A 16,437-nucleotide genomic window follows, 5' to 3' on the forward strand; every position below is an offset into this window, starting at 1 on the left:
AGGGCAGGGCGGTCAGGACAAGGCGGTCCCGATCAGGACAGCCCGAGGTCCCGGTCGATGAGATCGAACATGTCGTCGGCCGTGGCCGAGGCGAAGTCCCCCTCGGATGCGGCCTCTTCGCTCTGTGCCGCGGACTTGTCCGCGAGCTTCCACAGGAGTTCCTGGAGCCGGTTCTGCACGGCGAGCAGTAGTTCGCCGTCCGCCGAAACGTCGAAGAGTGACGCGTCCAGCCGGTCGATCTCCTCCAGGACCGGCAGCGCGGCACCCGCGGCGCCGGGCAGGAGCCGGGCTTCCAGATATCCGGCGACCGCGGCCGGAGTGGGGTGGTCGAACACGAGCGTCGCCGGTACCCGCAGCCCCGTGGCCGCGTTGAGGCGGTTGCGGAGCTGGACCGCGGTGAGCGAGTCGAAGCCGAGTTCCTTGAAGGCGCGGTTCGTGTCGACCGCCGCACCGCCCGTGTGACCGAGCACGGCCGCGGCATGCGACCGCACCAGTTCCACCAGGGCGGCCCGCCGGTCCTCCTCGCCCATGTCGGCCAGCTCCCGCGCCAGTGTGGACGCGTCCGCGCTCCCGTCCGCTTCCGCGGTCAGCTCGGCGAGCGCGCGGCGCGCCTCCGGGATCTCGCCGATCAGCGGGCTGGGCCGTACCGACGTGAAGCCGACGACGAAGCGTGCCCAGTCCATCTTGGCGACGGCCACGAACGTCTCGTCCTGCTCGACCGCGGCCACGAGTGCGGCGACGGCCCGCTCCGGCGGCATGTCGAGCACTCCGCGCCGGCCCATGTACTCCGCCGCGCCCTCGGCGGCCATCATGCCGCCCGCGGCCCAGGCCCCCCAGGCGATCGACGTCGTCGTGAGCCCGTTCGCCCGGCGCTGTTCGGCGAGCGCGTCCAGGTAGGCGTTGGCGGCCGCGTAGGCGCCGTGGCCGCCACTGCCCCACACCCCCGCGTTCGACGAGAACAGCACGAAGGCGTCGAGCGGGGTGGCGGCCAGCAGGTCGTCCAGGTGCCGGGCACCCAGCACCTTCGCGGAGAGGATCTCCGCCACCTCGGCGGGCGTCACCTCGTCCACCAAGCTCTGCTGCGGCACACCCGCGGCGTGCACCACCGCCGTCACCGGGTACTCGGCGGGCACCGAGGACAACAGCCGCTCCAGCGCGGCACGATCCGCCACATTACACGCCACGAGGGTCACCCGCGCCCCCAACTCACCCAATTCCGTGCAGAGACGGGCCGCACCAGGAGCCTCGGCGCCGCTCCGGCTGACCAGCAGCAGATGCTCCGCACCGGCGCCGGCCAGCCACCGGGCGACCCGGCCTCCCACGCCTCCGGTGCCTCCGGTGACGAGAACGGTGCCCCGCGGCTTCCAGGACCGCACCGGCGCGCCGTCACCCAGGGGGGCGCGCACCAGCCGGCGCCCGAACACACCGGACGACCGCAACGCGAGCTGATCCTCCGCACCGTGCTCGGCGAGGACTCCCGCCAATCGGGTGGCCACCTGCTCGTCCACACCGTCCAGCTGCCCGGGCAGATCGATCAACCCGCCCCAGCGAAGCGGCTGTTCCAGCGCGACGACCCGGCCCAGACCGGCCACCGCCGCCTGCTCGGGTACGGAGTGCTCCGTACCGGACACGGACACCGCCCCGCTCGTCACACACCACAACGGCGCGTCGACACCCGCGTCACCCAGCGCCTGCACCAGGGCGATGGTCGCCGCGAGGGCCCGGGGTACGGCGGGGCGGTCCGACTCCGCGGTACCGGCCCCCGGCGCGAGCAGGGACAGGATCCCGGCCGGCCGAGCCCCCTCGGAGAGGTGCTCGCGCAGACGTCCGGCCAACATGTCCCGGTCGAGCTGTTCGGTCTCGACGGTCAGCACGCTCACCCGGGCGCCACGCGAGGCCATGACCCGGCCGACGATCCGGCTCCACGAACTGTCAGCCGACTCCGCCCCCACCACCAGCAGCCAATCGCCGCTCAGAGCAGGCAGGTTGGGGACGGTGACCCTGCGCCAGGAGATCCGGTAACGCCAGCTGTCGAGTGCCGAGTACTCCTTCTGCCGCCGTCGCCAGCTCGACAGCGAGGGCAGCACCGCACTCCACGACAGGGCCTCACCATTGCCGTTCAGACTCAGCGCCTCGGACAGCGCCTCAAGGTCCTCCCGCTCCACCGCGTCCCAGAAGCGCGCGTCCGTATCGTCGGCAGGGCTCTCCGGGAGCGCCGCTGGCGCCGATTCCAGCCAGTAGCGCTGGCGTTGGAAGGGGTAGGTGGGGAGGTCGGGTTGGTGGGGGTGGGGTGGTGTTGTGGTGTCGGGGGTCCAGTTGATGGGGAGGCCGTGGGTCCAGGCGTGGGCGAGGTTGGTGTGGAGGTGGGTGAGGGTGCCGTGGTGGCGGCGGAGGGTGGGGGTGGTGGTGGCGGTGGGGTGGGTTTCGTTGATGGCGGGGAGGAGGACGGGGTGGGGGCTGATTTCGAGGTAGTGGGTGTGGCCGTGGGTGGTGAGTGTGTGGAGGGTGTCGGTGAATTGGACGGGGTTGCGGCAGTTGTCGTACCAGTAGGTGGGGGTGAGGTGGGTGCCGGGGGTGGGTTGGGTGGTGACGGTGGAGTAGAAGGGGATGGTGGTGGGTTGGGGGGTGATGGGTGCGAGGAGGTCTAGCAGGGTGTCGTGGAGGGGGTCGATCTGGGGGCTGTGGGAGGCGACGGTGGTGGGGATGATGCGGGCGCGGGCGTTTTGGGTGTGGGCCCAGTTGAGGAGGGTGTGGAGGTCGGGTTCGGGGCCGGCGATGGTGCAGGTGGTGGGGCTGTTGGTGCCGGCGATGGTGAGGCGGCCGTGGTAGGTGGTGAGGTGGGGTTGGACTTGGTGGGCGGGGAGGTTGAGGGTGGCGATGGCGCCGTGGCCGGTGAGGTGGTCGGCGAAGAGTTGGGAGCGCAGGACGATGATGCGGGTGGCGTCGTCGAGGGTGAGGGCTCCGGCGATGTGGGCGGCGGCGATTTCGCCTTGGGAGTGGCCGGTGACGGCGTCGGGTTGGATGCCGTGGTGCTGCCAGAGGGTGGCGAGGGAGACCATGACGGCGAAGAGGACGGGTTGGAGGATTTCGATGCGGTCGAGTGGGGGTGCGTCGTCGGTTTGGCGTAGGGCGTTGGTGAGTGACCAGGTGACGTAGGGGGTGAGTGCGGTTTCGCAGTCGGCGATTTTGTTGGCGAATATGGGTGAGGTGTCGAGGAGTTCGCGTCCCATGCCGGTCCATTGGCTGCCTTGTCCGGGGAAGACGAACACGGTCTTGCCGCGGTGTTCGGCGGTGCCCGTGACCACGCCCGCCCCCGGCTCTCCCGCGGCGAGCGCCTGAAGCCCGTCCAGCACGCCCTCGCGGTCCAGGGCCAGGATCGCCCCCCGATGGTCGAGTGCGGCGCGGGATACGGCGAGCGACGAAGCCACCTCCGATACCGGCACGTCGGGGTTCCCTTCGAGGTGAGCGTGGAGCCGGTGGGCCTGGGCCCGCAGCGCTTCGGCGGTGTTGCCGGACAGCAGCAAGGCAGGCACGGAGGCGTCGGTGGGCGGCAACTCTGTGTCGTCCGCAGTGTGTTCGAGGATGACGTGGGCGTTGGTGCCGCTGATACCGAAGGAGGAGACAGCGGCTCGACGCGGGCGATCCCCCGCGCCGGGCCAGTCGACCGGTTCCGTGAGCAGGGTGACCGTGCCGGAGGACCAGTCGATGTGCGGAGAGGGCTCGTCCACGTGCAGGGTGCGGGGCAGCAGCCCGTGCCGCATCGCCATGACCATCTTGATGATCCCGGCCATGCCCGCGGCGGCCTGGGTGTGGCCGATGTTGGACTTCACCGAGCCCAGCCACAGCGGCCGGTCCTGTTCCCGTTCCTGGCCGTAGGTGGCGAGGAGTGCCTGCGCTTCGATCGGGTCGCCCAGTGCGGTCCCGGTGCCGTGGGCCTCGACGGCGTCCACGTCCGCACCGCAGAGCCGGGCGTTGGCGAGGGACTGCCGTATCACGCGTTGCTGCGACGGTCCGTTGGGTGCGGTGAGGCCGTTGCTGGCACCGTCCTGGTTGACGGCGGAGCCGCGTACGACGGCGAGGACCCGGTGCCCGTTGCGTCGCGCGTCGGACAGCCGCTCCACCAGAAGCACGCCCACGCCTTCGGAGAATCCGGTGCCGTCGGCCGAGGCCGCGAACGCCTTGCAGCGACCGTCCGGCGACAGCACCCGCTGCCTGCTGAACTCCACGAATTCAAGAGGCGTCGCCATGACCGCGACACCGCTCGCGAGCGCCATCGTGCACTCGCCGTTGCGCAGCGCCTGGGCGGCGAGATGGAGTGCCACCAGGGACGACGAGCAGGCGGTGTCGACCGTGACCGCGGGCCCCTCGAGACCGAAGGTGTACGCCACGCGCCCCGAGGCGACGCTCGAGGACGTGCCCGTCCCCAGGTAGCCCTCGATGTCCTCGGGTGTCCGCTGCAACCCCGTACCGTATCCCGTGTTGACCGCGCCGACGAAGACGCCGGTCTGACTGCCGTGCACGCTCCGGGGGTTGATGCCCGCCCGTTCGAGCACCTCCCACGAGGCCTCCAGCAGCAGCCGCTGCTGGGGGTCCATGGCGAGGGCCTCGCGCGGCGAGATGCCGAAGAGCTGCGCGTCGAAGTCGGCGGCGTCGTAGAGGAACGCGCCGGAGCGGGTGTACGACGTGCCCGGCCGTTCCGGGTCCGGGTCGTACAGGCCCTCCAGGTCCCAGCCGCGGTCGACGGGGAACTCGGAGACGACGTCACGGCCTTCGAGGACGCACTGCCACAGGTCGTCGGGCGAGTCGATCCCGCCGGGGAAGCGGCAGGCCATGCCGATGATGGCGATGGGTTCGTCGGTTGTGGTGGTGGTTGTGGGTGTTGTGGTGGTCGTGCTGTTGTGTGTGCCGGTGGTTTGTTGGTGGAGGTGGTGGGTGAGGGCGTTGGGGGTGGGGTGGTCGAAGGTGAGGGTGGCGGGGAGTTTGAGTCCGGTGGCGGTGGTGAGTCGGTTGCGGAGTTCGACGCTGGTGAGGGAGTCGAAGCCGAGGTCTTTGAAGGGTTGGTCGGGGTTGATGGTGTCGGGGGTGGTGTGGCCGAGGACGGTGGCGATGTTGGTGCGGACGAGGTCGAGGAGGAGGGCGGTCTGCTCTGCGGTGGAGCGGCCCGCCAGCCTCTGGACGAGTGCCGAGGTCTCCGCCGTGCCCTGCGCCGCGGCCGTACGCCGTGCAGGAACCCGCACCAGCTCGCGGAACACCGACGGCAGCACTCCGCCCGCGTGCTGCTCGCGCAACGCCCCCGCGTCGAGCCGTACGGGAACCAGAAGGGCCTCGTCCTCCCGCAGCGCCGCGTCGAACAGGGCCAGCCCGTACTCCGGGGACATCGGCAGCAGGCCCGTGCGGCCGATGCGCGCCAGATCCGTCCGGTCCAGGTGCCCCGTCATTGCGCTGGCCTGCTCCCAGTGTCCCCAGGCGAGGCTGGTGGCGGGGAGGCCTTGGGCGCGGCGGTGCTGGGCGAGGGCGTCCAGGAAGGTATTGGCGGTCGCGTAGTTCGCCTGGCCGGGGCCGCCGAGGACGCCGGCGGCGGAGGAGTAGAGCACGAAGGCGGACAGGTCGAGGTGGCGGGTGAGGTCGTGGAGGTGGAGGGCCGCGTCCACCTTGGGGCGCAGGACACCCTCGAAACGGTCGGGCGTCAGCGCCGGGACGGTGCCGTCGTCGAGGGTGCCGGCGCAGTGGATGACGGCGGTGAGGGGGTGGTCGGTGGGGATCTGGTCGAGGAGGTGGGTCAGGGCGGTGCGGTCGGCGGTGTCGCAGGTGGCGATGGTGACCTGTGCTCCGAGGTTCCTCAGTTTGTCGACGAGGTCGGTGGCGCCCGGGGCGTGTGGGCCCTGGCGGCTGGTGAGGAGCAGGTGGCGGGTGCCGTGGGTGGCGAGGTGGTGTGCGGTGAGGGCGCCGAGGGTGCCGGTGCCGCCGGTGATGAGGACGGTGCCGTCGGGGTTGAGGGGCTGGGGTATGCGCAGGACGATCTTGCCGGTGTGGCGGGCCTGGCTCATGTGCCGGAAGGTCTCCGGGGCACGCCGGATGTCCCGCACGTCGAGCGGCAGATGCTCGAGTGCCCCCTCCTCCAGGAGCCTGACGACCTCACCCAGCATCTCGCCGATCCGCTCCGGACCAGCCTCGGCCAACACGAACGCCTGGTAGGACACTCCGGGCAGCTCGCGGATGTCGGTCTTGCCCATCTCGATGAACCGGCCGTCTGCCGCCAGGAGTTCGAGGGAGGCGTCGATGTATTCGCCGGTGAGGGAGTTGAGGACGACGTCGACCTCGCCGAACTGCTCGCGGAAGTCGAGGGTGCGGGAGGAAGCGATGTGGTCGTCGTCCAGGCCCAGGGCGCGCAGGGTGTCCCATTTGGCGGGGGCGGCGGTGCCGTAGACCTCGGCGCCCCACAGACGGGCGAGTTGCACGGCGGCCATGCCGACACCGCCGGCCGCGGCATGGACGAGCACGGACTCCGCGGCCCGCAGACCGGCCAGGTCACGCAACCCGTAGTACGCCGTCAGGAAGGCGACGGGCACGGCAGCGGCCTGCTCGAACGACCACCCCTCCGGGATCCGTACGACGGTACGGTGATCGACGACCGCAACCGCACCGAAGGACTCGGGGATCAACCCCATGACCCGGTCGCCCCGCGTGAACCCGGTGGCGCCAGGCCCTACTTCGGTGACGATCCCGGCACCTTCGCTGCCCATCGTCGCCTCGCCCGGATACATGCCGAGAGCGATCAGCACATCACGGAAGTTGAGGCCCGCGGCGCGCACCGCGACACGTATCCGGCCCGGTTCCAACGGCTCTGTGGCCGCGTCGGTCTGAAGCAGCGCCAGGCCTTCCAACGTGCCCGAACTGTGCGTGTCCAACCGCCAGCCGGAGCCCTCTTCCGGGAGGGCGAGCGCACCGGCCGCCGTGCCCCGCACGAGACGAGGAGCGAACAAGACGCCGTCCCGGACGGCGAGTTGCGCCTCGTCGCCCGCAGCAGCCGCGTTGAGCACGGCGGCGGACGTCTCGCCACCATCGCTGTCGACCAGGACGAACCGCCCCGGGTTCTCCGCCTGCGCGGAGCGGATCAGCCCCCACAGCGGAGCCGACACCAGGTCACTCACCTCGTCGCCGGGCAACGCGGCCACCGCGCCCCGGGTGAGCACGATCAGGCGCGAGGACTCGAACCGCTCGTCACCGAGCCAGGCCTGCACCGAGTGCAGCAGGTCGTACGCGGCACGGCGCACGCCCGCCGCGATGCCCGCCGAGTCGGCACCGGCGTCGACACAGGAGTCGACACAGGACAGGAGGACAGCGTCAGGCACAGCGGCCGAGCCGTCCAGCACGTGGCTCAGCGGAACGGGTTCTGCCGAGCCATCGGCGGCGGCCGGGACACGGACCCATGTGACGCGGTAGAGAGATTCCAGGGCGTTGCCCGGACTCTGCCGAAGCTGCGCGGCGGAGAGCGGACGCGACACCAGGGCCCGTACGGAGGCGACCGGCCGTCCGGTGGTGTCGGCCAGCGACACGGTCAGGGAATCGTCACCGGTCGGCGAGATCCGGACGCGGAGCGCGCCCGCGCCTACCGCGTCCAGTGTGACCCCGCTCCACATGAACGGCAGCCGCACCTGCGCGCCCGCACCCACCTGGCCGAGCAGTGCGGCGTGCAGGGCCGCGTCCAGCAGCGCGGGGTGGAGGCCGTACGCGGAGGCGTCCTCCCGCATCAGCTCCGGCAGCGCGACCTCGGCGAAGAGGTCCTCGCCGAGCCGCCAGGCGGCCTGCAGGCCCTGGAACGCCGGGCCGTACCCGTAGCCGGCGTCCGCGGCCTCCGCGTAGAAGCCGGTCACGGAGAGGGCCTCGGCGCCGGCGGGCGGCCAGGCCGCGTCGGAGGTCGCGTCGGAATCCGTGGTGAAAGAGGTGTCGGAGGCCACGGAGGCAAGGCCGCCGTCCCGGCCGGATCCCTCCGTGACGGCGAGCACGGCACTTGCGTGCCGCGTCCACAGGACGTCGTCACCGTCGTCCTCCGGCCGTGCGTACACGCCCAGTTCACGTCGGCCCTGCCCGTCGGGAGTGCCCAGGGCCAGCTGGAGTCGTACGGCCCCGCGCTCGGGCAGGACGAGCGGGGATTCGAGTGTGAGTTCCTCGACCAGGTCGCAGCCGACCTCGTCCCCGGCCCGCAGCGCCAGCTCGACAAAGGCCGCACCGGGCAGCAGGACCGTGCCGGCCACCGCGTGATCCGTGAGCCACGGCAGCGCCTCCCGGGACAGCCGCCCGGTCAGCAGGGCACCGTCCTCGGTCGCCAGACGCACGGCCGCACCGAGCAAGGGGTGACCGGCACCCTCCAGACCCAGTACGGACGCATCGCCGGACGCCCGGCTCGTGGGCTCCAGCCAGTAGCGCTCCCGCTGGAACGCATACGTGGGCAGATCGATGTGCCGCGCGGGACGCCCGCCGAGCATCCCGATCCAGTCGACCCCCACTCCGCGCACCCATGCCATGGCGAGCGACGCACGGAACCGCTCCAGCCCGCCCTCGTCCCGCCGAAGCGTCCCGACGACCACGGCCTCGCGTTCCACGGCGCCGGCAGTCTCCTCGACGGCCATGGTGAGCACCGGGTGCGCGGTGGCCTCGACGAACGCGTTGTGGCCGTCGCCGAGAAGAACACGAATCGTCTCTTCGAAGCGGACGGTGTGGCGGAGGTTGGTGTACCAGTAGTGGGCGTTGAGTGTGGTGCCGTCGATGGGTTGGGTGGTGACGGTGGAGTAGAGGGGGATGGTGGTGGGTTGGGGGTTGATGTCGTGGGCGGCGGTGAGGACTTGGGTGTGGATGGTTTCGACTTGGGGGGAGTGGGAGGCGTAGTCGACGGGGATGCGGCGGGCGCGGATGCCGTGTTGTTCGCAGGTGGTGTGGAGTTGGTCGAGGGCTTGGGGGGTGCCGGAGACGACGGTGGAGTGGGGTCCGTTGACGGAGGCGATGGAGAGGTCTTGGCCCCAGGGTTGTATGAGGTCCAGGGCTTGGTCGTGGGTGAGGGCGAGGGAGGTCATGCCGCCTTTGCCGGCGAGCGGCAGGAGTGCTTGGGAGCGGAGGGCGACGATGCGTGCGGCGTCGTCGAGGGTGAGGGCTCCGGCGATGTGGGCGGCGGCGATTTCGCCTTGGGAGTGGCCGATGACGGCGTCGGGTTGGATGCCGTGGTGCTGCCAGAGGGCGGCGAGGGAGATCATGACGGCGAAGAGTGCGGGTTGGACGACGTCGACGCGGTCGAGGCCGGGGGCGTTGTCGTTGCCGCGCAGTACGTCGGTGAGGGACCAGTCGACGTGGGGTGCGAGAGCGGTCTCGCATGCGGTGATGCGGGCTGCGAACACGGGTGAGGTGTCGAGGAGTTCGCGGCCCATGCCGGCCCACTGCGAGCCCTGCCCCGGAAACACGAACACCGTGCGGGCCACGTCCAGCGCCGTGGCCTGGACGACGCCGGGATGGGACGTTCCCTCGGCGAGGGCGGTGAGGGCGTCGCTGAAGTCCGGGCGGTCGGCGGCCACGACGACGGCGCGGTGCGTGAACGCGGCCCGGCCGGCGGCGAGGGCGGTCGCGACGGCGGCCGGGCTCAGGTCCGCAGCCTCGTCGGACTCCGCGAAGGCACGCAGCCGGACGGCCTGGTCGCGCAGGGCGTCAGCAGTCCGGCCGGAGAGGACCCAGGGGACGACGTCGGCCGTGCCGTCGGACAGTGCTTCCTCCGCCGGTTCGGCGGTGAGCGGCGCCTGCTCCAGGATCACGTGCGCGTTGGTGCCGCTGGCGCCGAAGGAGGAGACACCGGCGCGGCGCGGGCGGTCCGACGCCGGCCAGGCGACCGGTTCGGTCAGGAGCGAGACGGCTCCGGAGGACCAGTCGACGTGCGGGGTGGGCTCGTCCACGTGCAGGGTGCGGGGCAGCAGCCCGTGGCGCATCGCCATGACCGTCTTGATGATCCCGGCCATGCCGGCGGCGGCCTGGGTGTGGCCGATGTTGGACTTCACCGAGCCCAGCCACAGCGGCCGGTCCTCAGGACGGTCCTGTCCGTAGGCAGCCAGCAGGGCGTCGGCCTCGATCGGGTCGCCGAGCGTCGTACCGGTGCCGTGTGCCTCGACCGCGTCGATGTCGCCGGGCGCGAGGCGGGCGTTGGCGAGCGCCTGGCGGATGACGCGCTGCTGGGAGGGGCCGTTGGGTGCGGTCAGGCCGTTGCTGGCGCCGTCCTGGTTGACCGCGGAGCCGCGTACGACGGCCAGGACCCGGTGTCCGTTGCGCCGGGCGGCCGACAGACGCTCGACGAGCAGCACGCCCACGCCCTCGGACCAGGCCGTGCCGTCCGCGGCCGCCGCGAAGGGCTTGCAGCGGCTGTCCGGGGCAAGCCCGCGCTGCCGGCTGAACTCGGTGAACAGCACCGGCGTGGTCATCACCGCCACACCACCGGCCAGCGCCAGCTCGCACTCGCCGTTGCGCAGCGCCTGGGCGGCCAGGTGCAGGGCGACCAGTGAGGAGGAGCAGGCGGTGTCGATGGTGACGGCCGGTCCCTCGAGGCCGAACGTGTAGGAGACGCGGCCCGAGACGACGCTGGAGGAGGTACCGCTCAGGTAGTGTCCCTCGACGCTCTCGGACGCGATGTTCGAGGCGTACTCCTGGTACATCGCTCCGGCGAAGACGCCGGTCCGGCTGCCCTTGAGTGTCGTCGGATCGATGCCCGCCCGTTCGAAGACCTCCCAGGACGTCTCCAGGAGCAGCCGCTGCTGCGGGTCCATCGAGAGGGCCTCGCGCGGGGAGATGCCGAAGAATCCGGCGTCGAAGTCGGCGGCGTCGTAGAGGAACCCGCCCTCGCGGGCGTACGACGTGCCCGGGCGGTCCGGGTCCGGGTCGTAGAGGCCCTCCAGGTCCCAGCCACGGTCGGCGGGAAACGCGGAGACCGCGTCACCGTCCTCCGTGACCAGGCGCCAGAGGTCTTCCGGTGAGCGGACGCCGCCGGGGAAACGGCAGGCCATGCCGACGATCGCGATCGGCTCGTCGGCGGCGGCCGCGACGACCGGCACGGGTGCCGTGGCCGCCCTCGCGGCTCCGGTGAGTTCGGTGCGCAGATGACGGGCGACCGCGGTCAGCGAGGGGTGGTCGAAGACCAGGCCGGCGGGGAGCCTGAGGCCGGTCGCCGCGCCGAGGCGGTTGCGCAGCTGCACCGCGGTGAGCGAGTCGAAGCCGAGCGTCTTGAACGGCTGGGACGCGTCGAGCGAGGAGGGGTCGGGGTGTCCGAGGACGGCTGCCGCCTCGCCCCGGACCAGCGAGAACAACTCCCGTTCCTGCTCCGCCTCCGGAAGGCCCGAGAGGCGCTGGAGCAGCGCGGAGCCCTCGTCGTCCGTGCCGGCCGCGGCGGCACGCCGTACCGGCACGCGTACGATCCCGCGCAGCACGCCGGGCAGCATGCCGTCCTGCGCCCGGCGACGCAGCACCGCCGGATCCAGCCGCGCGGCCACCAGTGCGGGACGGTCGGCGCGCAGCGCGGCGTCCAGCAGCGCGAGACCTTGCTCCGCGGGCATGGGCAGCACACCGGACGCCGCGATCCGGGCCTCGTCGTGCTCGCCGAGGTGCGCTCGCATGGCGCTGGACGGTGCCCAAAGGCCCCAGGCGATCGACACGGCGGGCAGCCCCCGCGCCCGGCGCCGCTCGGCGAGCGCGTCGAGGAAGGCGTTGGCGGCGGCGTAGTTCCCCTGCCCGGCGTTGCCGAGCACACCGGCCGCGGACGAGAAGAGCACGAACGCCGACAGGTCCAGGTCCCGGGTCAGTTCGTCGAGGTGCACGGCCGCGTCCGCCTTGGGCCGCAGCACCCGGTCCACGTGTTCCGGCGCGAGGGCCGCCACGGTGGCGTCGCTCAACGCGCCGGCCGCATGCACCACCGCGGTCAGCGGATGCCCCGCGGGAATGTCCGCGAGCACCCCGGCCAGCGTCGCACGGTCCGACGCGTCGCACGCGGCGAAGGACACCCGGGCGCCCAGCGAGTCGAGTTCCGCGGCCAGCTCCCCGGCACCCGTGCCGTCCGCTCCCTGGCGGCTCAGGAGCAGCAGATGCCGTACACCGTGTTCCACGACGAGGTGCCGGGCCACGAGCCCGCCCAGCGTGCCGGTGCCACCCGTGATCAGCACGGTCCCCTCGGACGAGAACACGGGCCGGGCCTCCGGGGCGCCTTCCGGCGACTGCTGCGGTCCCGGCAACGACGGTACGGACGCCCGCACCAGCTGGGGCGTCAGCAGGGCGCCGTCGCGCAGCGCTGCCTGGTCGACCCCGGAGGCCGCCAGACGGCGTACCGCCTCCTCGGGGACCTCGGCCGTGTCGGTGTCGAGCAGCAGGAACCGCCCCGGGTTCTCGGACTGCGCGGAGCGCATCAGACCCCACAGCGCGGCCTGGGCGAGGTTGTCGACGTCCTCATCGGGCAGCGCGGCCACCGCGCCACGGGTGACCACGACCAGACGCGCCGCGTCGAGCCGCCCGTCGCCGAGCCAGGACTGCACGGCACCCAGCAGCACGGACGTCTCCTCACGGACCTCCTCCGGCAGCGGACCGCCACTGCTGTCACCGCAGCGCAGGAGGACGAGATCCGGGGCCTCTGCTCCGGAGTCCAAGGCCTCGAGGAGCGAACCGACGGTGGAGTACGAGGCCGTGACGGGCTCCGTGGCCTCGGCACCGGCATCACCCCAACGGAACGTGTCCGCTGGGGAGTTCGCTGCGCGGAGGGCGACCCAGTCGACCTGGTAGAGGTTCTCGTCCCCGGCCGGACGGGCACTTGCGCGTACCTGCTCCTCGGTGACCGGAAGCACGGTGAGCCGGTCGACCGTGACGACCGGACTGCCGGCACCGTCCGTGGCCACGAGCGCGAAGTCGCCCTCGCCCACCGGGGAGATCCGCACCTTCAGCTCCGTCGCGGAGGCGGCGTGCAAAGTGACGCCTGACCAGACGAACGGCAGCCGGACCGTCGTGTCACCACCTGGCGCGTCGAGGAGCAGAGCGTGCAGCGCGGCGTCGAAGAGCGCGGGGTGGAGACCGTAACCCTCGGCCTCCTCGTGCTGGTCGCGGGGCAGTACGACGTCGGCATACAGATCGGAGCCGAGCCGCCAGGCCCTCCGCAGTCCCTGGAACGCCGGACCGTACCCGTAACCGGCGCGCTCGGCCTCCTCGTAGAACCGCTCGGTGTCCAGGAGCCGCGCGTCCGCGGGCGGCCGGCTCACCATGGGCACGGCGGTGCCCGGGGCTTCGGCGACGAGCGTCGCCGTCGCATGGAGCCGCCAGGGCGTGGTGGGCGCGTGCGGGTTCTCCGGGCGCGAGTGGATCTGCACGGTGATCTGCCCCGCCGGACCGTCCGGGGCGACCGTGATCTGCAGCTGCGTCGGGATCTGCGCGTCGAGGGCGAGAGGAGCCTCGAGCGTCAGCTCCTGGATGTGCGGGGCGGACGTGTACTGCGCCGCATGGAGGGCCAGTTCGGTGAAGGCGGTCCCGGGCAGGAGCGAGGTCCCGTGCGCGGAGTGGTGCGCCAGCCATGGGTGCGCATGTGCGGTGAGACGCCCGGTCAGGAGGAGCCGGCCCGTCTCCGCGTCCTGGATCGCGGCCGTCAGCAGGGGGTGATGAGTGGCGTGCAGACCATGCGCGGTGGGGTCGTTGGAAGCAGCCAGCTCGGTGAGCCAGTAGCGTTGGCGTTGGAAGGGGTAGGTGGGGAGGTCGGGTTGGTGGGGGTGGGGTGGTGTGGTGGTGTCGGGGGTCCAGTTGATGGGGAGGCCGTGGGTCCAGGCGTGGGCGAGGTTGGTGTGGAGGTGGGTGAGGGTGCCGTGGTGGCGGCGGAGGGTGGGGTGGTGGTGGCGGTGGGGTGGGTTTCGTTGATGGCGGGAGGAGGACGGGGTGGGGGCTGATTTCGAGGTAGTGGGTGTGTCCGTGGGTGGTGAGTGTGTGGAGGGTGTCGGTGAATTGGACGGGGTTGCGGCAGTTGTTGTACCAGTAGGTGGGGGTGAGGTGGGTGCCGGGGGTGGGTTGGGTGGTGACGGTGGAGTAGAAGGGGGTGGTGGTGGGTTGGGGGGTGATGGGTGCGAGGAGGTTGAGGAGGGTGTTGTGGAGGGGGTCTATTTGGGGGCTGTGGGAGGCGACGGTGGTGGGGATGATGCGGGCGCGGGCGTTTTGGGTGTGGGCCCAGTCGAGGAGGGTGTGGAGGTCGGGTTCGGGGCCGGCGATGGTGCAGGTGGTGGGGCTGTTGGTGCCGGCGATGGTGAGGCGGCCGTGGTAGGTGGTGAGGTGGGGTTGGACTTGGTGGGCGGGGAGGTTGAGGGTGGCGATGGCGCCGTGGCCGGTGAGGTGGTCGGCGAAGAGTTGGGAGCGCAGGACGATGATGCGGGTGGCGTCGTCGAGGGTGAGGGCTCCGGCGATGTGGGCGGCGGCGATTTCGCCTTGGGAGTGGCCGGTGACGGCGTCGGGTTGGATGCCGTGGTGCTGCCAGAGGGTGGCGAGGGAGACCATGACGGCGAAGAGGACGGGTTGGAGGATTTCGATGCGGTCGAGTGGGGGTGCGTCGTCGGTTTGGCGTAGGGCGTTGGTGAGTGACCAGGTGACGTAGGGGGTGAGTGCGGTTTCGCAGTCGGCGATCTTTTTGGCGAACACGGGTGAGGTGTCGAGGAGTTCGCGTCCCATGCCGGTCCATTGGCTGCCCTGTCCGGGGAAGACGAACACGGTCTTGCCGCGGTGTTCGGCGGTGCCCGTGACGAGGTGGGCGGAGGGTTGCCCCGTCGCGAGCGCCTGAAGCCCCTCCAGCACATCCTCACGGCCCTCGGACAGCACGACAGCCCGGTGCTCCAGGGCCGATCGCGTGGACGCGAGGGAGAACCCGACCTCATGCAGGTCGAGTTGGGGATGCGACTCGACGAAGGCGCTGAGCTGCGCGGCCTGGGCGCGCAAGGCCTGCGCCGTCTTGCCCGACAGAACCCAGGAAATGGGCCCACTGCTTGATCCCGCCGACACGTCGGGCGATGATTCCTCGCTCGGCGCCTGTTCCAGGATGACATGGGAGTTCGTACCGCTGATGCCGAAGGAGGAGACGGCGGCCCGCCGGGGCCGGTCACCCGGCTGCCATTCGACGGATTCCGTGAGCAGGGCGACCGTGCCGGACGACCAGTCGATGTGGGACGAGGGCTCGGCCACGTGCAGGGTGGGGGGCAGGAGCCCGTGCCGCATCGCCATGACCATCTTGATGATCCCGGCCATGCCCGCGGCGGCCTGGGTGTGGCCGATGTTGGACTTCACCGAGCCCAGCCACAGGGGCCGGTCCTGTTCCCGTTCCTGACCGTAGGTCGCCAGCAGCGCCTGCGCCTCGATCGGATCGCCCAGTGCGGTCCCGGTGCCGTGGGCCTCCACCGCGTCGATGTCGTTCGGCGCCAACCGGGCGTTGGCGAGGGCCTGCCGTATCACCCGCTGCTGCGACGGTCCGTTCGGGGCGGTGAGGCCGTTGCTCGCCCCGTCCTGGTTGACGGCGGAGCCGCGTACGACGGCCAGGACCCGGTGCCCATGGCGCTGGGCGTCCGACAGCCGCTCGACGAGCAGCACACCCACGCCCTCGGAGAACCCCGTGCCGTCGGCGGTCGCGCCGAACGCCTTGCAGCGGCCGTCCGGCGACAACACCCGCTGCCGGCTGAACTCCACGAACTCCACCGGGTTGGGCATGATCGTCACACCGCCCGCCAGCGCGAGCGAGCACTCGCCGTTGCGCAGCGCCTGAACGGCGGAGTGCAGCGCCACCAGTGAGGAGGAGCAGGCGGTGTCGACGGTGACCGCGGGTCCTTCGAGCCCGAAGGTGTAGGAGATCCGGCCGGAGATGATGCTGCCGATGTTTCCGGTCAGCGCATGCCCTTCCACCCCCTGCCGGGCCTGTTGCATTCCCACCAGATAACCGAGGTTTCCGGCGCCGACATAGACACCCGTGTCGCTGCCCCTGAGTGAATCCGGTGCGATTCCCGCGCGTTCGAGTGCCTCCCAGGAAACCTCCAGCATCAGGCGCTGCTGCGGATCCATCGCAAGGGCTTCGCGTGGGGATATGCCGAAGGGTGCGGGGTCGAATTCCGCCGCATCGGGGAGGAATCCGCCGGACCGGGTGTACGTCGTGCCGGAGCGGTCCGGGTCGGGGTCGTAGAGCGCGTCGAGATCCCAGCCCCGGTCCGTGGGGAATCCGGTGATGGCGTCACGGCCCTCCGCGACCAGCTCCCACAGGCGTTCCGGGGTGTCGGCGCCGCCGGGGAACCGGCAGGCCATGCCGACGATGGCGATCGGCTCCTGGTCCTTCTCCTCGACCGCGCGCAACCGCTGCCGCGTCTCGTGGAGGTCGGCGGCGACCCGCTTCAGGTAGTCGACCAACTTGTCCTGGTTAGCCAT

At 71.5% G+C, this 16,437-nt stretch carries 1 protein-coding gene and 2 pseudogenes; all 3 read right to left on the reverse strand.

Annotated elements, in window-relative coordinates:
• Positions 1–32: 32 nt before the first annotated feature.
• Positions 33–13,370: a type I polyketide synthase gene (locus A6P39_RS39375; RefSeq protein WP_331454179.1), complete on the reverse strand. Its 13,338-nt coding sequence runs from the start codon at positions 13,368–13,370 to the stop codon at positions 33–35.
• A gap of 42 nt (positions 13,371–13,412) precedes the next feature.
• A pseudogene (locus A6P39_RS45660) lies at positions 13,413–13,799 on the reverse strand (polyketide synthase dehydratase domain-containing protein); the annotation flags it as partial.
• Between the two features lie 169 nt (positions 13,800–13,968).
• Positions 13,969–16,398: pseudogene (locus tag A6P39_RS39380) on the reverse strand (type I polyketide synthase); the annotation flags it as partial.
• Positions 16,399–16,437: the final 39 nt, after the last annotated feature.

It is taken from the genome of Streptomyces sp. FXJ1.172 (assembly GCF_001636945.3).
Taxonomy (GTDB): Bacteria; Actinomycetota; Actinomycetes; order Streptomycetales; family Streptomycetaceae; genus Streptomyces.